General features: G+C 73.9%; 22 protein-coding genes. 6 read left to right on the top strand and 16 right to left on the bottom strand.

Translation table 11 applies throughout. The annotated features are described in order from the left end of the window. Nucleotides 1-32: 32 nt before the first annotated feature. On the bottom strand, nucleotides 33-938 hold the full coding sequence (locus HLB15_RS11925) for a carbohydrate ABC transporter permease (RefSeq protein ID WP_229785576.1): 906 nt from the start codon (nucleotides 936-938) through the stop codon (nucleotides 33-35). Further along, nucleotides 938-1,834 carry a carbohydrate ABC transporter permease gene (locus HLB15_RS11920; protein WP_171105902.1) on the bottom strand — a complete coding sequence of 299 codons (897 nt, stop codon included), beginning with the start codon at nucleotides 1,832-1,834 and terminating at the stop codon, nucleotides 938-940. Before HLB15_RS11920 ends, HLB15_RS11925 begins: the two co-directional genes overlap by 1 nt. Before the next feature lie 99 nt (nucleotides 1,835-1,933). Here HLB15_RS11920 and HLB15_RS11915 point away from each other — a divergent pair, with 99 nt between their 5' ends. Together HLB15_RS11915 and HLB15_RS11910 are read left to right on the top strand one after the other, a co-directional pair. Then, on the top strand, nucleotides 1,934-2,959 hold the full coding sequence (locus tag HLB15_RS11915) for a LacI family DNA-binding transcriptional regulator (RefSeq protein WP_229785578.1): 1,026 nt from the start codon (nucleotides 1,934-1,936) through the stop codon (nucleotides 2,957-2,959). A 223-nt stretch (nucleotides 2,960-3,182) separates the two neighbouring features. Further along, nucleotides 3,183-4,091, top strand: coding sequence for an SDR family oxidoreductase (locus tag HLB15_RS11910; RefSeq protein ID WP_171105898.1), 909 nt, complete (start codon nucleotides 3,183-3,185; stop codon nucleotides 4,089-4,091). Here the strand turns inward: HLB15_RS11910 and HLB15_RS23775 are convergent. Next, nucleotides 4,069-4,533, bottom strand: coding sequence for a MarR family winged helix-turn-helix transcriptional regulator (locus HLB15_RS23775; RefSeq protein ID WP_229785575.1), 465 nt, complete (start codon nucleotides 4,531-4,533; stop codon nucleotides 4,069-4,071). The two genes, HLB15_RS11910 and HLB15_RS23775, sit on opposite strands and share 23 nt — an antisense overlap. A gap of 77 nt (nucleotides 4,534-4,610) precedes the next feature. Between HLB15_RS23775 and HLB15_RS11900 the strand changes: the two genes are divergently transcribed. Continuing rightward, complete coding sequence (locus HLB15_RS11900; protein ID WP_171105896.1) at nucleotides 4,611-4,991, top strand: VOC family protein; 381 nt, start codon at nucleotides 4,611-4,613, stop codon at nucleotides 4,989-4,991. A gap of 35 nt (nucleotides 4,992-5,026) precedes the next feature. On the opposite strand, the gene HLB15_RS11895 is transcribed toward HLB15_RS11900, so the two are convergent. The 4 genes from HLB15_RS11895 to HLB15_RS11880 form a co-directional block, all read right to left on the bottom strand. After that, nucleotides 5,027-6,565 carry an alanine/glycine:cation symporter family protein gene (locus tag HLB15_RS11895; protein WP_171105894.1) on the bottom strand — a complete coding sequence of 513 codons (1,539 nt, stop codon included), beginning with the start codon at nucleotides 6,563-6,565 and terminating at the stop codon, nucleotides 5,027-5,029. Nucleotides 6,566-6,739: 174 nt separating this feature from the next. Further along, complete coding sequence (locus HLB15_RS11890) at nucleotides 6,740-8,158, bottom strand: Nramp family divalent metal transporter (protein WP_212759786.1); 1,419 nt, start codon at nucleotides 8,156-8,158, stop codon at nucleotides 6,740-6,742. Between the two features lie 160 nt (nucleotides 8,159-8,318). Next, on the bottom strand, nucleotides 8,319-9,167 hold the full coding sequence (locus HLB15_RS11885; protein WP_171105892.1) for an alpha/beta fold hydrolase: 849 nt from the start codon (nucleotides 9,165-9,167) through the stop codon (nucleotides 8,319-8,321). 144 nt (nucleotides 9,168-9,311) lie between these two features. Then, nucleotides 9,312-9,932: a TetR/AcrR family transcriptional regulator gene (locus HLB15_RS11880; RefSeq protein ID WP_171105890.1), complete on the bottom strand. Its 621-nt coding sequence runs from the start codon at nucleotides 9,930-9,932 to the stop codon at nucleotides 9,312-9,314. A gap of 76 nt (nucleotides 9,933-10,008) precedes the next feature. Between HLB15_RS11880 and HLB15_RS11875 the strand changes: the two genes are divergently transcribed. Both HLB15_RS11875 and HLB15_RS11870 read left to right on the top strand, forming a co-directional pair. Beyond that, nucleotides 10,009-10,875 (top strand): oxidoreductase, encoded by an 867-nt coding sequence (locus HLB15_RS11875; protein ID WP_171105888.1) that lies wholly within the window; start codon nucleotides 10,009-10,011, stop codon nucleotides 10,873-10,875. A gap of 97 nt (nucleotides 10,876-10,972) precedes the next feature. Further along, nucleotides 10,973-12,040, top strand: a complete 1,068-nt coding sequence (locus tag HLB15_RS11870; protein ID WP_171105886.1) for a Kelch repeat-containing protein — start codon at nucleotides 10,973-10,975, stop codon at nucleotides 12,038-12,040. Here HLB15_RS11870 and HLB15_RS11865 read toward each other — a convergent pair. The 8 genes from HLB15_RS11865 to HLB15_RS11830 form a co-directional block, all read right to left on the bottom strand. Next, a complete protein-coding gene (locus tag HLB15_RS11865; protein ID WP_171105885.1) occupies nucleotides 12,037-13,155 on the bottom strand; it encodes an LLM class flavin-dependent oxidoreductase in 1,119 nt (372 codons plus the stop codon). The genes HLB15_RS11870 and HLB15_RS11865 overlap by 4 nt on opposite strands. A 1-nt stretch (nucleotide 13,156) precedes the next feature. Then, complete coding sequence (locus tag HLB15_RS11860) at nucleotides 13,157-14,461, bottom strand: LLM class flavin-dependent oxidoreductase (RefSeq protein ID WP_171105914.1); 1,305 nt, start codon at nucleotides 14,459-14,461, stop codon at nucleotides 13,157-13,159. Between the two features lie 65 nt (nucleotides 14,462-14,526). Then, a complete protein-coding gene (locus HLB15_RS11855; protein ID WP_171105883.1) occupies nucleotides 14,527-15,336 on the bottom strand; it encodes an ABC transporter ATP-binding protein in 810 nt (269 codons plus the stop codon). After that, complete coding sequence (locus HLB15_RS11850) at nucleotides 15,312-16,163, bottom strand: ABC transporter permease (protein ID WP_171105881.1); 852 nt, start codon at nucleotides 16,161-16,163, stop codon at nucleotides 15,312-15,314. Before HLB15_RS11850 ends, HLB15_RS11855 begins: the two co-directional genes overlap by 25 nt. After that, nucleotides 16,160-17,320, bottom strand: a complete 1,161-nt coding sequence (locus tag HLB15_RS11845) for a PhnD/SsuA/transferrin family substrate-binding protein (protein WP_171105876.1) — start codon at nucleotides 17,318-17,320, stop codon at nucleotides 16,160-16,162. The genes HLB15_RS11850 and HLB15_RS11845 overlap by 4 nt, the downstream gene beginning before the upstream one ends. A 74-nt stretch (nucleotides 17,321-17,394) precedes the next feature. Next, nucleotides 17,395-17,967: a flavin reductase family protein gene (locus HLB15_RS11840; RefSeq protein ID WP_171105874.1), complete on the bottom strand. Its 573-nt coding sequence runs from the start codon at nucleotides 17,965-17,967 to the stop codon at nucleotides 17,395-17,397. A gap of 219 nt (nucleotides 17,968-18,186) precedes the next feature. Further along, nucleotides 18,187-19,203, bottom strand: a complete 1,017-nt coding sequence (locus HLB15_RS11835; protein WP_171105872.1) for an isopenicillin N synthase family dioxygenase — start codon at nucleotides 19,201-19,203, stop codon at nucleotides 18,187-18,189. Between the two features lie 253 nt (nucleotides 19,204-19,456). After that, the gene (locus tag HLB15_RS11830; RefSeq protein WP_171105870.1) at nucleotides 19,457-20,296 is read right to left on the bottom strand and encodes an SDR family NAD(P)-dependent oxidoreductase; all 840 of its coding nucleotides are present in this window, start codon (nucleotides 20,294-20,296) and stop codon (nucleotides 19,457-19,459) included. A gap of 124 nt (nucleotides 20,297-20,420) precedes the next feature. Between HLB15_RS11830 and HLB15_RS11825 the strand changes: the two genes are divergently transcribed. Next, nucleotides 20,421-20,864 carry an SRPBCC family protein gene (locus HLB15_RS11825; RefSeq protein WP_171105868.1) on the top strand — a complete coding sequence of 148 codons (444 nt, stop codon included), beginning with the start codon at nucleotides 20,421-20,423 and terminating at the stop codon, nucleotides 20,862-20,864. Between the two features lie 12 nt (nucleotides 20,865-20,876). Here the strand turns inward: HLB15_RS11825 and HLB15_RS11820 are convergent, their stop codons facing one another. After that, nucleotides 20,877-22,472 (bottom strand): phytoene desaturase family protein, encoded by a 1,596-nt coding sequence (locus HLB15_RS11820; RefSeq protein WP_171105866.1) that lies wholly within the window; start codon nucleotides 22,470-22,472, stop codon nucleotides 20,877-20,879. Between the last annotated feature and the right edge of the window lie 258 nt (nucleotides 22,473-22,730).

The raw sequence follows: 22,730 nt of genomic DNA, 5'->3' as shown, positions 1-22,730 counted from the left end.
CGTGTGTGTCGTGGTTGTGGGGGTGGGAAAAATCAGCCCTTGACCGCTCCGGCGGTGATTCCCTCGATGAAGAACCGCTGGAAGGCCAGGAAGAGGATCAGCACGGGGATGAGCGAGAAGAACGCCCCGATGATGAGCAGCTCGTAGTTGTTGCCGTACGGCGTGAGCAGCGTGTTCAGGCCGATGGGGAGCGTGAACTTCTCCGGGCTGCGCAGCACCAGCAGCGGCCAGAGGAAGTTGTTCCAGCAGATCATCCCGTTGAGGATCGCCATGGCGGCGAGCGCGGGCTTGGCGATCGGCAGCACGAGCCGGAAGAAGATGCCGAACTCGCTGACGCCGTCGACCCGCCCGGCCTCGAGGATCTCCTTGGGGATGCCGAGGAAGTACTGCCGGAAGAAGAAGATCGTCACCGGCGCCGCGAGGAACGGCAGCACGATCACCGCGTACGTGTCGGCCAGCCCCATGTCGTTGACCTGCACGTACAGGGGGAGCATGAGCATCTCGAACGGCACCGTCATGACGAGCAGGACGACGATGAACCACAGCGTCTTGGTGCGGAACTCGTACATCGCGAACCCGTAGGCGACGAACGCGCTCACCAGCAGCGTGCCCGCCACCTGGGCGACGGTGAGCAGCAGCGTGTTGCCGAACCACCGGAAGTACGGCCCGGAGTCGGTGAACAGGAGCACGTAGTTGTCCAGGCTGAGCGACGTCGGGTCGACGGCGAACGTCATGCCGCGCCGGATCAGCTCGTTGCCGTCCTGGAACGTGCCCACGAAGATCGCGAGGATCGGCACGAGCGCGATGAGCGCGATGACGACGAGGAAGGCGCTCTGGATCCAGCCGGCGGCCGTGGGCCCGATGCTGCGCCGGCCGGGCTCACGGCCCGGGCCGGTGCGACCGGGGGCCGGCCGGGCGGTGGTCTGCTGCACGGCCATCACGCGGCCTCCTTCTTGAACGTGCCGCTGGCGGTGAGGTACGAGATGTTGATGGCCATGACCAGCAGCAGCAGCACCACGCCGACGGCGGACGCGAAGCCCAGGTCGTTCTCCTCGATGCCCTTGCGGTAGAGGTAGCCGACGACCGTCAGGCCCTGGTTGTTGGGGGAGTTGTTGCCGGCGTAGAGCATGAAGCTCTCCAGGAACATCGCCAGGCCGCCGTACACGCTGATGGTGACGACGTAGACGATCGTCGGCCGGAGGTTCGGCAGCGTGATGTGGAAGAACTGGCGGACCTTGCCCGCCCCGTCGATCGACGCCGCCTCGTAGTACTCCGAGGGGATGGCCTGCATGCCGGCCAGGAAGTACATCATGTTGACGCCGGTCCATCGCCACAGCGCGATGGCGAGCAGCGCGACCAGGCCGGTGATGTCGCCGCGAAGCCAGCGCACCGGGCCGAACCCGAAGAACTCGGCCACCTGGTTCATCATCGCGGAGTCGGACTCCGCGAAGATGAGCCGGAACACGATGCCCGCGACGACGACGGACGTCAGCGCCGGCACGAACATCGACGCCTTGAAGAAGCCCTTGATCCGGGCGCTGCCGATGCTGGAGTTGACCAGCGCCGCCAGCACGAGCGGGATCGGGACGAGCAGCACGAGCGTGAGCACCATGTAGCGGACGCTGTTGAACAGCGCCTGCCAGAAGATGCGGTCGCCCCAGAGGCGCTCGTAGTTGGCGAGACCGATGAAGGTCCCCTGCCCGTAGAGCACCTCCTGGGTGCTCATGACGAACGAACGGCTCAGCGGCACGACCCAGAAGACCGCGAGGGTCACCAGGAAGGGCAGGATGAACAGATAGGGCGCGAGCCTCTTGGAATAGAGCAGCTGTCTCACGGCGGTCCGGATCCTCCTCGATCAGAGCCTGGGTGCCGCCCCGACGGGACCGGGGGAGTCCGGCCCGCGCGGGGTGGAATGATGGTCGGCGTGGTGAAGATGAGCGACGTGGCCCACGAGGCCGGCGTCTCGACGATGACGGTCTCGAACGTCATCAACGGGCGGCCAGGTGCCAGCGAGGACACGCGAGCGCGCGTGCTCGAGGCGGTGGCCCGGCTGGGCTACCGCGTGAACCCGACCGCGCGCCAGCTCCGGGCGGGCCGCAGCGGGGCGATCGGCCTGCTGGTACCGCACCTGGACGGGCCGTACTACGCGCACCTCGCGGCGCGCCTGGACACCCTGGCGCTGGCCCGCGGGTACCACGTGATCATCGAGCGCACCGGTGCCAGCAGGGAGGGCGAGCTCGCCGCCGTCACGCCCGAGCGCGTGCGGCCCTACGCCGGCCTGGTGTTCAGCCCCGTCCAGATCGGCATCAAGGACCTGCGCCGCGCACATCTCGAGGTGCCCGCCGTCCTGCTCGGCGAGCGGCGCCTGGCCGGCGAGTTCGACCACGTCATGATGGACAACGTGGGCGGCGCGTCGCTGGCCACCACCCACCTGATCGAGCACGGTGCCCGGCGCATCGCGCTGATCGGCGGACGGCCGGACGGCGGCGTCGACAGCATGGCCACCCTGCGCACCCGCGGCTACCGCGCGGCCCACGCCGCGGCGGGCGTCCCGGTCGACGAGCGGCTCGTCGTCGACGCGGCGAGCTTCACCACCAAGGACGGCTACGAGGCCGTCATGCGCCTGCACCGGACGGGCGTCACGTTCGACGGCGCCTTCGCCCTGACCGACGCCGCGGCGATGGGCGCGCTGCGCGCGCTCGCGGACGTCGGGCTGCGCGTGCCCCAGGACGTGCAGGTGATCGGCTTCGACAACGACGCGGAGGGCGAGTACCTCGTGCCGCGGCTGACGACGGTCGACCCCGACAACGAGACGATGGCGGAGCGCATCATGGAGCTGCTGCTCCGGCGCGTCGAGGCGCACGACACGGGCGTGCCCGGCGGCGACCCCGTGGAGTCGGTGATGTCGGCGCGGGTCGTGGTGCGCGAGTCGACGCTCGCGCACGCGGCCGGCCGGTAGTCGATCGATCACAGCTGCTCTTCCTCGAGTGCCCTGACGGTGCGAACTTTATCGATAAAGTATGGATCGATAAAGTAGGCGCAGGAGGGGCCGCTGTCAACGAGGCAGGTGACGGAGCCGCGCGGCGGGCCGGGTGATCCGTGGGCGTGCGCCTTCCCGGTGCGAGTGCCTGCTCGCCCCGCGATGCTGGACGGGCCGCACGACGCCGAGAGGGGAGTGGCGCATGTCCGACCAGACCACACCGCAGGACCAGACCACGCAGCAGGACCCCACCACCCAGCACCCGGGCCCGGAGCAGCCCGCCGACGACCTGCAGCCGCCGGGCCGCACGGGCGAGATGTCACAGGAGCCGGACCACGGCGAGGAGACCTACGAGGGCTCGGGGCGCCTCGCGGGCAAGCGGGCGCTCGTCACGGGCGGCGACTCCGGCATCGGCCGGGCCGTGGCGATCGCGTTCGCGCGCGAGGGCGCCGACGTGGCGATCTCCTACCTCCCCGAGGAGGAGCCGGACGCCCGCACGACGGCGGACTGGGTCGAGAAGGCGGGCCGGAAGGCCGTGCTGCTGCCGGGCGACATCCGCGACGAGGAGTTCTGCCGCCGGCTCGTGGCCGACGCCGTGGCCGGCCTCGGTGGACTCGACGTCCTCGTCAACAACGCCGCCTACCAGATGTCGCAGGACGACGGCCTGCGCGGCATCACCACCGAGCAGCTCGACCGCGTGCTCAAGACCAACCTGTACGCGCTGTTCTGGATCACCCAGGCGGCGCTCGAGCACCTGCGCGAGGGCGGCTCGATCATCAACACGACCTCGGTCCAGGCGTTCGAGCCCAGCCCCCAGCTGCTCGACTACGCGACGACCAAGGCCGCGATCCTCAACTTCACCAAGGGGCTGGCGCAGCAGCTCGCGCCCGAGGGCATCCGCGTCAACGCGGTGGCGCCCGGGCCGATCTGGACGCCGCTCATCCCGTCGACCATGCCCGACGAGAAGGTCGAGCAGTTCGGCGGCGACACGCCGCTGGGCCGCGCGGGCCAGCCCGCGGAGCTGGCCCCCGCGTACGTGTTCTTCGCGTCGCAGGAGTCGAGCTACATCACCGGCGACCGCATCGGCGTCACGGGCGGCCGTCCGCTGTAGACGGCGCGCCCGCGAGCGCGTCACGGCACGCGGCCAGCAGCGCCCGCAGGCGGGCGACGTCGTCGGCGGGCAGGCCGTCGGTCATCGTGCCCGCCACGCCGGCGACCGCGCCGCGGGCCTCGTCGAGCAGGCCCGCGGCCGCGGAGGTCAGCACCGTCGCCCGCTCGCGGCGTGGCCCCGGCTGCTCGGAGCGCTCGACCAGCCCACGCCCGGCCAGGCCCTGGAGCAGCACGTTCATCGACTGCCGGGACACGAACACCCGCCGCGCGAGCTCGGACCCGGTGATGCCGGGCGAGTCGCGCAGGGCCTGGAGACAGGCGTACTGCGGCACGCTCAGACCGAGCGGGCGCAGGCGCTCGTCCATGCGCTGGTGCAGGAGCGACTGAGCCTCCTTGAGGAGCACGCCGACCTCTTCCGCCGGGGTGCGCGCGTCGTCGTTCATGTCAACAGTTTGACACATGCTCCTGTCCAGTGTCAGCATGTTGACACATGCTGGACGACGAGAGCAGGAGCACGACCATGACCACAGCAGCCACGGCGACGACCGGACCGGACTTCGTCTCGTTCCAGGTGCGGGACCGCGCGGCATCCGCGCGCTTCTACGAGGAGGTCGTCGGCCTGACGCGCCTGGCGGGCACCACCCCCGCCGCGACGGTGTTCTCGGCCGGCGGCACGGCGTTCGCGGTGCGGGAGCCGTTCCCCGGCGTCGACCTCGACGCGGGGCCCCTGGGCGCCGGGGTCGGCGTATGGTTCCGTGCGCCGGACGTCGAGGCCCTGCACGCGCGCCTCGTGGCCGCGGGCGTGCCGGTCGTGCAGGAGCCGTTCGACGGTCCGTTCGGCCGGCAGCTCTCGCTGCGCGACCCCGACGGCTACGTGGTGACCGTCCACTCGCGCGCCTGAGCCGGCCGCCGGCGGCCTCGTCGCGTGCGGCTGGTTCAGTCCCGCTCGAGCGCGGCCCCGCCGCCCGCGCCCTGGAGCGCGTCGGCACGCTGCTCCCAGAACGTGGCGTTCTCGATGCCGAGCTTGCGCGGGTCGAACTCCGGGTCGAGGCCCGCCTTCTTCTGGGCGCGGTAGTCCTTGAGCGCCTTGAGGGCGGGACCCTGCAGGAACAGGATGCCGACGATGTTCAGCCACGCCATCGAGCCGACGCCGATGTCGCCGAGGCCCCACGCCGCACCTGCCGTCGTCACGGCGCCGTAGGCCACCGAGACGAGCACGAGCGCCTGCAGCGCGCGCCGGATGCCGCGTGCGACGAGGCGGTTCTTCATCTTGCGGGTGAGGTAGGTCAGGTTGGTCTCGGCCATGTAGTAGTAGGCGACGATCGTGGTGAACGCGAAGAACGCGAGCGCGACCGCGACGAACGTCGGGCCGGCGCCCGGGAACACCGAGTCGAGGCCCTGCTGCACGAAGCCGGGGCCCGGCTCGACGTCGGTGCCCAGGCCGCCCTCGCCGCGGAAGATGACGTCGCCCGGCCAGGCCTCGCCCGCGAACGTGTTGAACATGCCGGTCGAGATGATGATGAACGCCGTGGCCGAGCACACGAAGAGCGTGTCGATGTAGACCGCGAACGACTGCGCGAAGCCCTGCTTGGCCGGGTGCGACACCTCGGCGGCGGCCGCGGCGTGCGGGCCGGTGCCCTGGCCAGCCTCGTTGGAGTAGATGCCGCGCTGCACGCCCCACTTGACGGCGAGGCCGAGGATGGCGCCGAAGACCGGCTGCACGCCGAACGCGCTGCTGAAGATGAGCGTGAAGACCTCGGGGATCTGCGTGAAGTTGAGGAAGAACACCACCAGGGCGATGGCGATGTAGAGCAGGGCCATCGCGGGCACCACGACGACGGCGAAGTTCGCGATGCGCTTGACGCCGCCGATGACGATGAAGCCGAGCAGGATCACCAGGCCGATCGCGGTGACCCAGGGGGACACGCCCCACGCGTTGTCGATCGCCGAGGCCATGCCGTTGGCCTGCACGCCGGGCAGGAAGAAGCTCATCGCCAGGATGGTGACGAACGCGAAGAGGATGCCGTAGCCGAGCGACAGGCCCTTGGCCTTGTGCCGGTAGGCCTTCTCGAAGTAGTACGCCGGGCCGCCGCGGTACTCACCGGTGTCCGGGTCCTTCTCCTTGTAGATCTGGCCGAGCGTGCACTCGATGAACGACGTCGCCGCGCCGAGGAAGGCCGAGGTCCACATCCAGAACACCGCGCCCGGCCCGCCGAACGCGATCGCCGTCGCGACGCCGCCGATGTTGCCCATGCCCACGCGGCCCGCGAGCGACATCATGAGCGACTGGAACGAGGACGTGCCGTCCTCGGACTTCTCGCCCTTCTTGAGCTGGTCGATCATGTCGGGGATGTGCCGGACCTGGAGGAAGCCGGTCCGGAACGAGAAGTACAGGCCTGCCAGCAGACAGAGCGCGATCAGGGGTATCGACCAGATCAGCTCGTTCGTGGCGGTGATGCGATCGGCGAAGCTCATGGGTGCTCCTGGGTGGGGTGCGGGGGTCGGCGCTCCGAGGTGGAGACGGTGACGGGCAACGGCGGAACCCTAACGGGTGAAAGGGTCGTGCAGGTCACATCCGGGGCCGTGCGCGGCCAAGTCGTGACCAGGGACCCACGCGCCGGGGACCTCGGGCCCACCCCCGGCGGGCGGTCACCCGGTCACCGTCGTGACCACCGAGTACACCCCGAGCGCGATGATCGCCAGCGAGCTCACCACGAGCGCGACGTGGACGAACCGGCCCCCGCGCAGCGCGGGGTCGATGCGCCCGCGCAGGTACAGCGCCGAGCCCGCGACGGCCGCGAGGAAGATGCCGCCCGCGATGCCGCCGACCATGATCATGACGAGCGGCGAGCTGATCCACAGGAACGTCAGCAGCCAGACGGTCGGCAGCGCGGCGATGAACACGCGCATCCAGAAGTTCCGGCGGCGGGCGTCCGACCAGTCGAAGACGCCGACGATCGACAGCGCGTTGGCCCAGGAGCGCGACCACGACGGGATCGCCGCCCAGATGGTCGAGCCGAGAGCGGCCAGCGCGCCGACGAGGAACACGACGCGCCCGGCGTCGCCGAACACGCCGGCGAAGGTCTCCGAGAGGGTCAGGATCATCTCGTTGCCCTCGGGCACGAGGCCCTGCGGGTGCAGGACGGCGGCGCCGAGCACGAAGAACGCGGCCGTCGAGACCGTGTAGACGACCCAGGACACGATCGCGTCCTTCTGCATGACGGCGATCCAGCCGCGGGCGCGGCGCCGGTACGCCTCGGTGCCGTCGTTCGGGCCGGACCAGCGGGCGTACCCCTTCTCGAGGCACCAGTAGGTGTAGGCGGTGATCTCCTCGGACGCGACGCCGGTCAGGCCGAACATCGTCAGTGCGATGCCCAGCGCGCCGACCGGGAGCTGGAGGCCGAGCCCGGACGCGAGGTCCGCGCCCGTCCACGGGTACTCCGTGACGGGCAGGGCGACCACGACCAGCACGGTGACCGCCACGAAGGCCATGGTCAGCGCGGTGGCGACGTTCTCGATGAGCCCGTACCGGTTGGCGATGAGCGTCGCGACCGCGAGCACGGTGACGACGACGGCCCAGATCGCCACCGCCGTCGGGTGCAGCGGGGCGAACCCGAGCGGCGCGAGCACGGACAGCGCGGCCGCCATGCCGCCGATCAGGCCGCCGGTCTGGATGAGCTTGCTGACCGCCATGAGCGCCCACATGACGAGCACCCAGCTCACGCGGCCCAGCCGCGGCGGCACGCGGTTGTAGCCCTCCATGCCGCCCTCGCCGGTGACGATCGAGTAGCGGGCCATCTCGGTCTGGACCGCGACCTTGACGACGGTCGAGACGACCACGAGCCACAGCAGCACGAACCCGGCCTGGGCGCCGAGCGAGGTGGCCGTGATGAGCTCGCCGGCGCCCACCACGGACGCCGAGACGATGAGGCCGGGGCCGAAGAACGTGGACGACGCGCGCCAGCCGACCGGCGGCTCCTTCACCGCCGCGGGGTCGAGCGTGTACGGGTCACCGCTGACGAAGCGCTCAGGGGGTGTGTCGTGGGGGTGGTGGGCGGCTTGCGTCAACGGTGACTCCTGGTCGCGGGGGTGGCGCCGCAGCGCCGCGTGCGCCCAGCACCCTAACCGCTCCCCGAGGGTGAAAACACGCCCTGCTCGCACGGCGGGCGCCCGGGCCGCGAGGACCCGGGCGCCCGCACCGTGGCGTCGGACGTGCCGCCGGACGAGGTCAGTCCGTCGCGCGGGCCGCCTGCTCGATGACGGAGGCCGTCTCGGCCGGGTGCGAGACGTACCCGGCGTGCGAGGCCTTGATCGAGGAGGTGTGCGCCCCCATGCGCTCGGCGAAGAACCGCTGGGCGACCGGCGACAGGGCGTGGTCCTGCGTCGAGATCTGGTACCAGCTCGGGATCGTCTTCCACGCCGGCTCGGACTGCGACTCCTCCTCGAGCACGGCGACGTTCGCCGGGCGCTGGGTGGCCGCCATGATGCGCGTCTGCCGCTGGGGCAGGTCGGCGGCGAAGACCTCGCGGAAGACGGCCGGGTCGAGGGTCGCGTCCACGCCGCCCGGGTACGGGCGCAGCACGAGCGCGTCGGGCTCGAGCTGGCTGCCGGGGTACTGCTCCGGGTCGTTGAACTGGCCGATCGTCTCGCCCTGGTCGGGTGCGAAGGCCGCGACGTAGACGAGCGCGTCGACGTTGTCGGCGCCCGACGCGGCGTTGGTGATCACGCCGCCGCCGTAGGAGTGGCCGACCAGGACCACGTCGCCGCCGACCGAGTCGAGGACGCTGCGCACGTAGTCCGAGTCGGACTGCAGGCCGCGCAGCGGGTTGCCGACGGCGATGACCGGGTAGCCGTCGCGCTCGAGGCGCTCGATGACGCCGCCCCAGCCGCTCGCGTCGGCGAACGCGCCGTGCACGAGCACGACCGTCGGCTTCTCGTGCGAGCCGTGACCCGGGCCGTGGGGGTCCGGGTGGGCCTGCGCGGCGCCCGCGCCGAGGCCGAGAGCGAGCGCGGCGCTCGCCGCGACGCCGATGGCGGCGCCGAGGGTGCGGCGCCGGGTGCTGGACAGGAAGGACATGGGGGGTTCCTCTCAGGTGGGAGCTCGCCAGGTAGACGAACTAGTTACTCCACCGTAGATCCGTCCGGCGTCGCCCGACAAGTCCGAGCTGTGTGACAAATCTGTGTGACGGATCTGTGTGACGCACCTGGCGGTCGTGCGGCGTCAGCGGTCCAGGCCGAGGGTGCGGGACCACACGTGCGACAGGGTGTCCGTGGCGCCGTCGAGGGCGTCGGGTCCCGCGCTCGCGCTCGCCTGGTAGAAGACCCGCTCGGTCATCCAGACCAGCGCGCCCGTCACCGCGGCCGCGTCCCGCGGGCCCGAGCCGGCGGGGGCGCCGGCGCGCTCGGCGACCCGGCACATCGTGTCGGCCAGCGCCTCGACGGCGGACCGCCAGACGGCGTCGATGGCGGGGACGGTGGGGGAGAGCTCCACCGCTGCGCGCATGACCGTGCCGTGCTCGCGCCACATGCGGGCGGTCTGCTCGAGCCCCTGCCGCACGGCCTGCGCCGGCGGCGCGCCGTCGTCGGCCGCGTCGATCTCGGCGCGGAGCGCCGTGACGGTGCGCTCGACGAGCGCCGCGAGCACCTCGTTCTTCGAGCCGAAGTAGAAGTACAGCGCCCCGCGGGTGATCCCGGCGGCCTGCGCGACGGTGGCGACCGTCATCCGGTCGTACCCGTCGCTGCCGAGCTGCTGCTCGGCGGCGTCGAGGATGGCGCGCTCCCGCCGGTCGCCCTTGGTCGGTGTCGCGCGCCGGCGTCGGCCACGGCTCTCCACTGCGTCCACGGCCGCCACTCTACCCGGCGTCGATCATAATCGACAGGACGTTGACTAAAAATCGACAGGGTGTAGATTCGAGGGCATGACAGAACACCCCAGCCCCCAGACGTTCCTCGTGACCGGGGTGAGCTCCGGTCTGGGCCGTGCCGTCGCGGAGGTGGCGCTCGAGGCCGGGCACACCGTGGTCGGCACCGTCCGCAGCCCGTCGGACGCCGAGGCGTTCGCCGCGCTCGCCCCGAGCCGGTCGGTCGCCCGCCTCCTGGACGTGACCGACGACGCGGCGGTCTTCCGGACCGTCGACGACGTCGAGGAGACCGTCGGGCCGATCGACGTGCTCGTCGCGAACGCCGGCTACGGGCACGAGGGCATCTTCGAGGAGTCGACGATGGCCGACCTGCGGCGTCAGTTCGAGGTCAACGTGTACGGCACGGTCGCGACCGTGCAGGCCGTGCTGCCGCACATGCGGCGGCGGCGCGGCGGCCGGATCATCGGCATCACGTCGATGGCCGGGCTCATCACCGTGCCCGGCACGTCGTTCTACCAGGGCAGCAAGTACGCGGTGGAGGGCATCCTCGAGACGGTCGGCAAGGAGGTGGCGCACCTCGGCATCCACGTGACCGCCGTCGCGCCGGGCTCCTTCCGCACCGACTGGGCAGGCCGCTCCATGGTCCGCTCCGACCGCTCGATCCCGGACTACGACGAGGTGATGACGCCGGTCCGCGAGCACCGCCTCGCCGCGTCGGGCAACCAGCTCGGCGACCCGCGCAAGGCCGGCGAGGCGATCCTCACGATCGCCGGGACCCCGCACCCGCCGGCGCACCTCGTGCTCGGCTCCGACGGGCTGCGCCTGGTCACGGCCGGCCGCGCCGCCGTCGACCGGGAGATCCAGACGTGGGCCGAGCTGTCGCGCAGCACCGACTTCCCGGACGGCGCCCAGCTCCCGGGCTGAGCCAGGGACGGCGCAGGGCGGGACGGCGTCCCCTGGTTCCCGCGTGCGCCGTCCCGCACGCTGGAGGCCCGTCTCCCACCGGCACGAGGGGCCTCCCATGACACGACAGCCCACACTCCCCGCCCCCCTGCGCCTCACCGCAGGGCTGGCCGCGACCGCGCTGCTGGCCGCGGGCTGCACTGCCACGCCCACGGCGCCCGGCGACGACGACGCAGCGGCCGGCGGTCCCTGGCGGGACGCGGCACCCATGGCGCTCGAGCGCCAGGAGCTCTACCCGGAGGCGGTGGACGGCCGCATCTACGTCGCCGGCGGTCTCCTCAACCCCAACACCGGGGTCTCGGCCCACTTCGACGCCTACGACCCGCAGGACGACGTCTGGCACCGGCTCGCGCCGCTCCCGGCGGCCCGGCACCACGTCGGGCTCGCCGAGGCGGACGGCTCGGTCTACGCCGTGGGCGGGTTCAGCGGCGGGTTCCCGCGCTGGCGCGCCGAGGCCGACACGTTCGTCTACTCGCCCGAGGACGACACGTGGTCCGACGGCGTCCCGCTGCCCGGGCCGCGCGCCGAGTTCGTCGTCGAGAGCGTGGACGACCGGGTGTACGTCATCGGCGGGCGCGTACCCGAGACGCCCGGGGCCACGTCGTTCACGACGCACGTCGACAGCGACAGCACCGAGGTCTTCGACCCGGCCACCGGCCGCTGGTCCGCCGCCGCGCCGGCGCCCACGGCCCGCAACAGCGCGGCGTCGGCCGTGCTGGACGGCCGGATCTACGTGATCGGCGGGCGTGAGTTCTCGCTCGCCGACGACGGCTCCGCCGTCCAGGAGAACCTCGCGACCGTCGAGGTCTACGACCCGGTGAGCGACACCTGGGCGGAGACGGCCCCGCTGCCCGAGCCCCGCGGAGGTCTGGCCGCCGCGGTGCACGACGGCGCGATCTACGCGTTCGGCGGCGAGCAGCACGACCCCGAGCCCGAGGTGTACGACGACGTCTGGCGGTACGACCCCGCGGCCGACTCGTGGACCGCCGTCGATGACCTGCCCACACCGCGGCACGGCCTCGGGGCCGCCACCGTCGGGGACGTGATCTACACGTTCGGCGGCGGCACCGAGGTCGGCGGCGACCACGCCTCGGCGCGGACGGAGGCGTACGCGCCCGAGTCCTAGGCGCCGGGACCCCGGCCGGGCGGTACCCCGACGCCGCCGGCGGGGCCGCGCAGCAGGGGCAGCAGCTCGCGGCCCTGCCGCTCGATCTCCGGGAGGTACGGGGTGTCCGAGAGCACGAAGTGGGTCACGCCCAGCGCCTCGTACCGCCGCAGCGCCGCCGCGACCTCCTGCGCGGTGCCGACCAGCCACGTGGTGCCCGCGCCGCCGCCGCCGGCGCGGCCGGGCGCCGTGTAGAGGTTCTCGTCGAGCACGTCGCCCCGTGCCGCCAGCTCGAGCAGCCGCTGCTGCCCGACGGCGGACGCCCGCCCCCACCGCCGCACGCCGGGGTGCTCGTGGTCCGCACGAGCGGCGAGCTGCGCGACCTTCGCCTCGGCGTCCGCCCACGCCTGCTCGGTGGTGTCACGCACGAACGTCGTGACGCGCAGCCCGAACTCCAGCGGCGGGTGCTCCCGGCCGAGCGACGCCTCCAGCCCGCGCAGGCGCGCGATCCGCTCGGCGATCCCGTCCAGCGGCTCGCCCCAGAAGAGCTGCACGTCCGCCTCGGTGGCCGCGACCCGCTCGGCCGCCGCCGAGGCCCCGCCGAAGTACAGCCGCGGGTGCGGTCGGCCCGGCCGGGCGACGGGCCGCAGGTCGAGCGTCGAGCCCGTCACCCGGAAGTGCTCGCCCGCGTACGTCACCGACTCCTGCGTCCACAGCTTCCGCACGACCTGCAGGAACTCCTTCGTCCGGGCGTACCGCGCCGCCTGGTCGCCCTCGGCGTCCCCGTAGGCGGCCAGGTCGTCCTGCCCCGACACGACGTTGATCCGCACCCGGCCGCCCGTGAGGTGGTCGAGCGTCGCCGCCGACGACGCCAGGTGCGCCGGCCGCCAGTACCCCGGGCGGACGGCGATCAGCGGCTCGAACGTGGTCGTCCGCGCGGCCAGCGCCGTGGCCACCGTGAACGTGTCCGGCCGACCCCAGCTCGTGCCCAGCAGCGCGCCGTCCCACCCGTGCTTCTCGAGCTGCGCGGCGTGCTCCGTGAGCGTCGCCAGGCTGTTGTGCCCCGCGTCCGCGTCGTCCCCGCGGTGGCCGGGGTGGGTCTGGTTCGGGATGTACCAGAGGAGGTCGTCGGCCATGTCACGCCCCCACCGCGGCCGCCGCGTACCGGTTCGCCGGACGCTCGAGCCCGTAGTGCTCGCGCAGCGTCGTGCCCGTGTACTCGGTGCGGAACAGCCCGCGCTCCCGCAGGATCGGCAGCACGTGCTCCGTGAACTGCTCCAGCCCCGACGGCAGCACGGCGGGCATGATGTTGAACCCGTCGGCGGCCTCGGCGTCGTACCACTCCTGCAGCGTGTCGGCGACCTGCTCGGGCGTGCCCGCGAACGTGCGGTGGCCCCGCCCGCCGCCGAGGCGCCCGATGAGCTGCCGCACGGTCAGGCGCTCGCGGCGGGCGAGCTGCACGATCAGCGTGTAGCGACTCCGGGCGCCCTCGATCTCGTCCTCGTCGGGCAGGTCGGCGGGCAGCTCACGGTCGAGCGGCAGGTCGTCCGGCTGCAGGCGCAGCGTGCGCGCGAGCTGCCGACGGGCGTACTCGGGCAGGATCAGCTCGTCGAGATCGCGCTCGGCGGCCCGGGCCTCGGCCTCGGTGGACCCGATGACCGGCACGATGCCGGGCAGGATGCGCAGGTCGTCCGCGGAGCGGCCTGCCGCGACGGTGCGGTCCTTGAGGTCGCGGTAGAACGCCTGGGCGTCGCCGAGCGTCTGGTGCGCCGTGAACACCGCCTCCGCGTAGCGCGCCGCGAGGTCCTTGCCGTCCTGCGACGACCCCGCCTGCACGATGAGCGGCCTGCCCTGCGGCGAGCGCGGCACCGTGAGCGCGCCCGCCACCGAGAAGTACCGGCCGACGTGCTCGGGCGGATGGATCTTCGCGCTGTCCGCCCAGACCCCCGCGGCCTTGTCGGCGACGATCGCGTCGTCCTCCCACGAGTCCCAGAGCTTGAACGCGACCTCGAGGAACTCGGCCGCCCGGGCGTACCGCTCGGCGTGGGCGGGCTGGGCGTCGAGCCCGAAGTTGCGCGCGATGTCCGGGCCCGCCGTCGTCACGACGTTCCAGCCTGCGCGGCCGGCCGAGACGTGGTCGATCGAGGCGAACCGGCGGGCCAGGTTGTAGGGCGAGTTGTAGGTGGTCGACGCCGTCGCGACCAGCCCGATCCGCTCGGTCGCCCCGGCGAGCGCCGTGAGCACGACGAGCGGGTCGAGCGTGCCCGAGGGGCGGCGCCCGACGTCGCCCTGCAGGCCGGGTCCGTCGGCGAGGAAGACCGAGTCGAACCGGCCCTCCTCGGCGGTCCGCGCGAGACGGGTCAGGTGGGCGATGTCGTGCCCGGTGGCGTCGGGTGCCGACTCCGGCAGGCGCCAGGACGCCTCGTGGTGCCCGCTGCTCATGAGGAAGGCGTTGAGGGCGAGGTGGCCCGGGCGGTGGTGCGGGCGGTGGTGCGCGGTGGGACGGGTCACGGGGTGTCCTTCCGGTCGGTGGTGGTGCCGGTCGTGGTGCCGGTCCCGGCGTCGAGGCCCAGCGCGTCCAGCAGCTCGGCGCGGAGGGTGGCGTGTGTGCTCGTGTGCGTGCCGGGGCGCGCGACGCCCTGCGGCGTGCGCCGCTCGAGCGCGATCCGCCCCTTGTCGAGCACGACCACGCGGTCGGCCAGGACGATCGCCTCGTCGACGTCGTGGGTGACCATGAGGACGGTCGGGTGGTGCCGGCGCAGCAGGTCACGCAGGAGGTCGTGCATGCGCAGCCGGGTCAGCGCGTCGAGGGCACCGAACGGCTCGTCGGCGAGCAGCAGCTCGGGGCTGCGCGCCAGGGACCGGGCCAGGGAGACGCGCTGCTGCTCGCCGCCGGACAGCTCGTTCGGCCAGGCCCGCTCGCGCCCGGCGAGCCCGACCTCCGCGAGCGCGGCGATGCCGGCGGCGCGGGCCTGCACGGGCGGCGCCTCGTGCCCGAGCACGACGTTGTCCAGCACGCGCGCCCAGGGCAGGAGCCGCGAGTCCTGGAAGACGACGGACACGTTGCGTGGCACGTCGACGGTTCCGGTGCCGGGCACGTCGTGGTCGAGGCCCGCGAGCGCCCGCAGCAGGGTGCTCTTGCCCGACCCGGACCGGCCGAGGATGGCGACGAACTCGCCCCGGCCGATCTCGAGGTCGAGCCCGTCGAGCACCCCGGCGCCCGTCCCGTAGGACCGCACCAGGTCGCGTACGACGACGGCGGGCGCGGTGGGGGCGCCGGCCGCGGCGCCGGTCAGTCCTCGAGCGTGCGTCGCCATGACAGCGCCCTCCTCTGCAGCAGGCGGACGGCGCGGTCGGCGGTGTACCCGAGCACGCCGTAGACGACCAGGCCGACGACGATGACCTCCGTCTGCCCGTAGGTGCGCGCGAGCTCCATCATGTAGCCGATGCCCGCGGTGCCGTTGACCTGCTCGACGACGACGAGGGCGAGCAGCGAGCCGGTCACCGCGAAGCGCAGGCCGAGCAGGAACCCGGGCAGCGCGCCGGGGAGCACGACGTGTGCGACGAACCGGCGCCGGTCGAGCCGGAGCGTCTCGGCGAGCTCGACGTACCGCTTGTCGATGGACCGCAGGCCGTTGTGCGTGTGGATGTAGACCGGGATGAACACGCCGAGCGCGATCGTGACGACCTTCATCTCCTCGCCGATGCCGAACCACAGGATGAGCAGCGGCAGCAGGGCGAGGTTGGGCACGGCGCGCTTGACCTGGATCGGTCCGTCGAGCAGGGCCTCGCCGAGCCGGCTCAGCCCGGACAGCAGCGCGAGCAGGACGCCCGCGAGCACGCCCCACACCAGCCCCTGCGCGGCGCGGCCGAGCGAGACGGCGAGGTTCTCCACGAGCCGCCCGTCGACGGCGAGGTCGACGCCGGTGGTCACGACCGTCCACGGCGCGGACAGCACGCGGGGGTCGATCAGCCCGGTGGCCGAGCCGACGGCCCAGACCACCAGGAGCAGCGCGACGCCGGACCCGGCGGCCAGCGGTACCGGCGGGCGCAGCCCGAGCCGGCGGACGCGCGGGCGGACGTCGGCCGGCGGGGCGGCCGTGCGTGCGGGCGCGGGCCTGCGGTCCTGGACGACGGCGGTCATCGCGCACCCCAGGCCTGCTCGGCGGCCTCGCCCGCGACGGGGCCGAACCGTTCGTCGAACAGGCCGGACGCCCGCAGCGGCGGCCGGTCGAGCTCGCCGGCCAGCAGGTCGATCGTCTCCTGCGTGCGGGCGATGCCGTCGGTGAGGTCGGCGGGGACCTCGGGCCGGGCGGCCGTGTCGACGAGGTACTGCGCGTCCTCCTCGCTCAGCCCCTGGTCCTCGACGTAGTACTTCTCCTTCCAGATCTCCGGGTGCTCGTAGATCCAGACGCGCGCCCGTGCCCACGCGGCGACGTACCGCCGCAGGGCGGCGGCCTTGGCGGGGTCGCGGACGACGGCGGTCGGCCCGTACAGGTGCCCCGGGTCGTCGCGCAACCCGTGCCGGAGCGACGTGGCGCCGTCGGCGCCGTAGCCGTCGAGGTAGCGCGCGAGCGCGGTGCCGCCCACGGGGGCGACGTCGACCTCGCCCGCCGCGAGCGCGGTGGGGTAGACGTCGCCCGTCGAGGGGAGCTCGACGAGCTCGACGTCGTCCTGGGTGAGGCCCGCGGCGCGCAGGGCGCGCAGCACGAGGGCGCCCTGGGCCTGGCCGGGGCTGAAGGCGATGCGCAGGCCGCGCAGGTCGGTCAGCGCGTCGAGCTCGACGCCGGGCGCCGCCGCGAGCTCGTAGATCGGGTGCTCCTTCCAGTCCTCGCGGTACTGGGTGGCGTAGATCTGCACGTCGAGGCCCGTCCAGGCGGCGTGGATCGGCGGGATGTCGGCGACCGACCCCAGGTCGAGGACGCCGGCGTTGAAGGCCTCGACGGTCTGCGGTCCGCCGGACACGTTGGCCCACTCGATCTCGAAGCCCAGGTCGCCGGTCAGCTCCTCGCCGGCGAGCTCGAAGGCCTTCTGCGTGGTGGGGTCACCGATCACGAGCGTGGTGCCGGCCGGCACCTCGGTGGGCAGCTCCGCGTCGGCGGCGAGGCCGCCGGTGGTGGGGGCGTCGTCGGCCCGGGCGCCTGCGGCGCAGCCGGACAGGAGCAGCGCAAGAGCCGTGCTCGCGGCGAGCGCCGCGGTGCCGCGGCGGCGGTGCGCGGGGCGTGGTGGGGCCGCGGACGCCGGGGCGGCAGGTCCAGCGGGTGGGCGGGGCGCGGGGTGGGACGGCGCGGGATGGGACATGGGGGTCGTCCGTTCGTCGGTGGGGCGTGCGGGCGGGATCGGGCGCAGGGTCGGGCGCAGGGGCCGGCGGCGGGTCACAGGACCGTGTCGTCCCCCAGGCGGTGGTAGGTGCGGTCCTGGTAGACGAGCGGCGAGCGGTCCGCGCGGGCGGCGGTGTCGGCCAGGCTCGAGGCGAGCGCACGCAGCGAGACGAGGTAGCTGTCCCCGACGGGCGTGCGCTGCACGACGCGGCCGCGCAGCCACGACAGCGCGCCGTCGACGACGGGCTCGCCGGTGGGCAGGGCGGTCCAGCCGCCGTCGGCGAAGCGGTCGATGCCGCTCGTGGCGAAGCGGGCGGAGACGTCGTCCTGGTGGTCGGCCAGGAAGCTGATCGCGAGCGTCTCGGCCGCGGACACGGCGGGCCAGGACGAGGACGTCGCGGCGAGCGAGAAGGCGAGCAGCGGGGGCGCGGCCGAGACGGAGATGACGGAGGTCGCGGTGAACCCGACGGGGCGGCCCTCGTGGGCGAGGGCGACGACGGCGACGCCGGCCGGGTGGCGGCGGAACACCGCCTTGAACTCCGCGGGGCTCAGCTGGGGTTCGTCCTGCTGGGCCAGGAGCCGTTCGAGCGCGGACAGGTCGAGGTTCTCGGCGGGCTCTGCGGTCATGGTGGGCTCCTCGCGGCGGGGGCGGATCTCTGAGCGGATCTCGTGGCGAGGGCGAGGTATAGGCGCGGCAGCGGGCCTTGACCAGGGTTGGGTCCGGATGTCTCACGATGCGGGATCAGCATGCGGACACGCGGGGGCCCGGCGCGACGGTCCGCGGGGCCGTCGCGCCGGGGGCTCTCGGGGGATCTCCGGGTGGTCGAACGGGCGGGTCGGAGCGGCTCAGACCGTCCGGAGCAGGTACGGGTGCCGCGCCTCGACCACGTTCGGGTGCGCCCGCACGCGGCTCTTGAGCCAGTTCTCGCCGAACACGGCGTGCAGGGGGTTGGCCGGGTCCCGGGTGACCCCTGGCGCCTGCGCACGCAGCGCGGCCGGCAGGTCGACCGCGGGGATGCGCGCGTCGAGGGCGGGCCCGTGGAAGTACGGGATCGAGATGCGCTCGGTGCCGGGGGCGGGGGAGACGACCCGGTGCAAGGTCGCCTTGAGGTAGCCGTCGGTCGCGATCTCGAGCAGCTCGCCGATGTTGACGACGAACGCGCCGGCGGGCGGCACGACGTCGAGCCACTCGCCGTCCTTCTCGACCTGCAGGCCGGCCTTGCCGTCCTCGACGGACAGCAGCGTCAGCACCCCGAGGTCCTTGTGCGCCCCGACGCCCTGGGCGGGCGCCGCCGCCGCGACGCCCGGGTAGCGGGCGATCTTCAGGTGCGGGGAGGGGCGCTCGAAGACGGCGTCGAAGTGGTCGGCGGGGGCGCCGAGCGCCTCGGCCCACGCGCGCAGCAGCCGCGTGGCCACGGCGTCGAGCCGGGCCAGCCACTCCTGCGCGACCTCGCGCAGCTCGGGCAGCGCCTCCGGCCAGAGGTTGGGGCCCTCGAGCACCCAGTAGTCCGGGGTGCCGGGGGCCGCGGGCACGGGCGTGCGCTCGGCGCCGATGTCGATCTGCTCGCGCTGGTCGACGCGGCCGAGCGTGCGCTCGCCGCCCATGCGCGTCCACCCGCGGAAGTGCGGGCTGCGGACGTTCTCGATCGCGAGCTTCTGCTCCTCCGGCAGCGCGAAGAACGCACGCGCCGTGGCGTAGGCGCGGTCGATCAGGTCGCGGGGCACGCCGTGACCGACCAGCGAGAAGAAGCCGACCTCGTGGGTCGCGCGGCGCAGCTCGTCGCGGAACCGCTCCTGGTGGGCGGCGTCGCCGTCGAGCAGGGACAGGTCGAGCACGGGGATGCCGGACGTGGTCTCGGGCATGACAGGGGTCCTTTCGTGGTGAGGGGTGCGCCGGCGACGAGGCGGTCCGGCGACCCGCTGACACCACGGCCCGTGGACCCGCCGGGGGAAGGGGCGGGCCAGGGACAGGACGTGCGCGAGGGACGTGAGCTGGACCTGCTGTCGGGCGGCGCGAGGCATCGCGCCGGGGTCGCCGGGGTCGGCGACCGCTCAGCGGCGACAGCAGGGACAGGTGAAGGTGCTCACGATGCGAGACAGGCTAGCACCGCGGTCGTCACCGGGCGCCCGGGGCGTAGAACCAGCCGTGGAACGCGGCGCGGGCGCGCTGCGGCAGGACCGTCGCGACGGCGACCATGGCCTTGGCCTGCAGACCGGGCAGCACCTCGGGGCGCCCGTCGAGGAGCGCGTCGACCGCCTGCCGCGCGACCATGGGGGCGCGCGCCTTGGGCGCCCGGCCGATGTGGGTGCGCTGCATCGCGGCCTCACGGAAGAACGGCGTGCGCGTCGCCGACGGCAGCAGGGCGGTCACCGTGACGCCGGTGCCCGCGAGCTCGCCGCGCAGCGACCACGCGAACGACCGCCCGAACGCCTTCGACGCGGCGTACGTGCCGAACAGCGGCGCCGGCATGGTCGCGGCGATCGACGACGTCACCAGCACCCGACCGCCGCCCGCCGCGACGAGGTCGGGCACGAGGCGGTGCGCCAGGTGCACCACCGAACGGACGTTGAGGTCGACCAGGCGCAGCTCGTCCTGCAGCGGCGTGCGCGTGAACGGCCCGTGCACGCCGACGCCGGCGTTGAGCACGAGCGTGCGCACCCCGAGCTCCCGGGCGCGCGCGACCGTCTCCTCGACGCCCTCGGGCCGCGCGAGGTCGGCCACGAGGCCCGTGACGTACGCGCCGGTCTCCTCGCGCAGGCGGTGCACCGTCTCCTCGACGTCGCGGTCGGCGACGACGAGCACGTCGTGCCCCCGGCGCGCGAGCTCGCGGGCCAGCTCCAGGCCGATGCCGCTCGTCCCGCCCGTGACCAGGGCCGTGCCGTGCGGTGGCGCGGACTGCGCGGTGTCGGGCACCGGCTCGGGGGTGGTGCCGTGGGTGGTGTCGGGGTCCGTCATCGGGCGCCTCCGTGCTCGTCCGGGCGCGCTCCGCTCCTCGAAGCCGTCGCGACGACCCTAAGCAGGCTCACCCCCACCCGCACCTCACGGTTGCCGGTGACCCGGTCCCCGCTACCGTACGGATATGGTCACCGTCACGCGGGCCGCACGATGCACCCCCGAGGACGTCCTCGGGGTGCTCGCGGACGGCTGGTTGTACTCCACGTGGGTCGTGGGCGCCGCGCGCATCCGCGCCGTCGACCCGGACTGGCCGCGACCCGGCACCCGCATCCTGCACTCGGTCGGCCTGTGGCCCGTGCTGATCGACGACGAGACGGTCGTGCGCTCCTGGGACCCCGAGCGGTCGATCGAGCTGCAGGCGCGGGGCTGGCCGGCGGGCGAGGCGTCCGTGCGCATCGAGGTCCGGCCCGCGGCGTCGGGCTGCGTGGTGCGGATCGTCGAGGACGCCACGAAGGGTCCGGGCGCGCTGATCCCGCGGCCCGTGCGCAGCGCCCTCATCGGGCCGCGCAACGTCGAGACGCTGCGCCGGCTGACCCTCCTCGCCGAGGGCCGGGCGCCGCAGGACTGAGCTCGGCGGGCCTCACCCGTCCTGCAGCAGGCGTCCCCACGCGCTGCGCGCCAGCGCCCGGGGGAGCCTGCCCCACGGGCTCGCCGCCGCCAGCGCCACGCGGGCCGCGTTCCACCCGCACGCCCCGTGCACGCCGCCGCCGGGGTGCGCCGACGCGCTCGCCAGGTACAGGCCCGCGACGGGCGTCTCGGGGCGCCCCAGGCCCGGCGTCGGGCGGAAGAAGAGCTGCTGGTGCACGGCCGACGTGCCGCCGTTGACCGCGCCGCCCGCGAGGTTGGCGTCCGCGGCCTGGAGCCCGGCGGGGCTCTGCACCGACCGGCCCACGACGGCGTCGCGGAACCCGGGCGCCGCGCGCTCCAGGGCGTCCTCGACACGCCGCACCTGCCCGGCCACGGCGTCCACCGTCCACTCCGTGCCGTGCGGCACGTGGGTGTACGCCCACGCCGACTCGGTGCCGGCGGGAGAGCGGGTGGGGTCCGCCGTCGTCATCTGGCCGAGCACGAGGAACGGCCGGTCGGGCGGCTCGCCCTTGGACAGCGCCGCGGAGACGTCGACGAAGCCGCGGCGGTCCACGCCGAGGTGCACGGTGCCCGCCCCGTGCGCGCCCGCCGACCGCCAGGGCAGCGGGCGGTCGAGCGCCCAGTTCACCTTGAACGTGGGGTGGTCCCACTGGAAGCGGTCGAGGTCCCGCACGAGGCGGTCGGGCAGGTGCGCCGTGCCGACCAGGTCGCGGTAGAGGGCGGGCGCACTCACGTCGGCGAGCACCGCACGGCGCACGCGGACCCGCCCGCCGCGCGCCGTCGTCACGCCGACGGCGCGTCCTCCGGACACGAGCACCCGCTCGACGCGGGTCCCGGTCTCGACGACGCCGCCGCCCGCCCGCACGCGCGCGGCCAGCGCCGCGGCGAGCTCCCCGGCGCCGCCGACCGGCACGGGGAAACCGACGTCCTGCCCGAGCATCGACAGCAGCCAGCCGAACAGGCCGCTGCCCGCCGCGTCGGCGGGCACGTCGGCGTGCATGGCGTTGCCCGTGAGCAGCAGGCCGCCGCCCTCGCCCCGGAACGTCTCGTCGGCGAGACGGCGCACGGGCAGGACGGCGAGGCGAGCCAGGTCGAGCGCACCGCCGGTGCCGAGGCGGCGCAGCAGCCGTGCGACGTGCCGGGCGGCGGGCAGCGGGCTGAAGAGGGCGTCGAGCAGCGGGTCGCGCACCCGGGTCCAGCCCGCGAAGAGCCGCAGCCACGCCTCGCCGTCCCCGGCGGTCTGCTCCTCCAGCCCCGCCGCGGTGTCCTCGGGCAGGGCGTGCAGCACGGCGGCGGGGCCGTCGTCGAGCACGTGCGCCAGGACGGACGGCGCGCGCGACCACGCGAGCCCGTGCTCCTCCAGGTGCAGGTCGCGGATCACCGGCGAGCCGGCGGCCAGCGGGTAGAACGCGCTGAACAGGTCGGTGCGGAACCCGGGCGCCGCGACCTCGGCGGTGCGGACGGCGCCGCCGACCGCCGGCTGCTCCTCCAGCACCAGCACGTCCCAGCCCGCGTCGACCAGCGCGTTCGCCGCGACCAGGCCGTTCGGGCCCGCACCCACCACGACGGCGTCGACGGTCCTGACCACGGGCGACCTCCCTGCCTCGGCTGCGTCCAGCGTGCCCAGGTCCGCCCGCGGTCGCCAGCCGGGTCAGGGCGGCACGCGGGGTCAGGGCAGCACGGCGATGTCGCCCGTCGCCTGCGCCAGCAGCGCCACGCAGACCACCGCGACCGCCATGCCGAGCCCGAAGGGTGCGCGGCTGCGCGGCCGGACCACCGCCGTGACCCCTGCGGCGACCGCGAGCACCACGGCCAGCGCCCCGCCGGCCCAGGCCAGGGGCGGCGG

Source organism: Promicromonospora citrea, assembly GCF_013004695.1.
GTDB classification, from domain to species: domain Bacteria; phylum Actinomycetota; class Actinomycetes; order Actinomycetales; family Cellulomonadaceae; genus Promicromonospora; species Promicromonospora citrea.
This window is presented reverse-complemented; position numbering and strand designations above follow the sequence as displayed.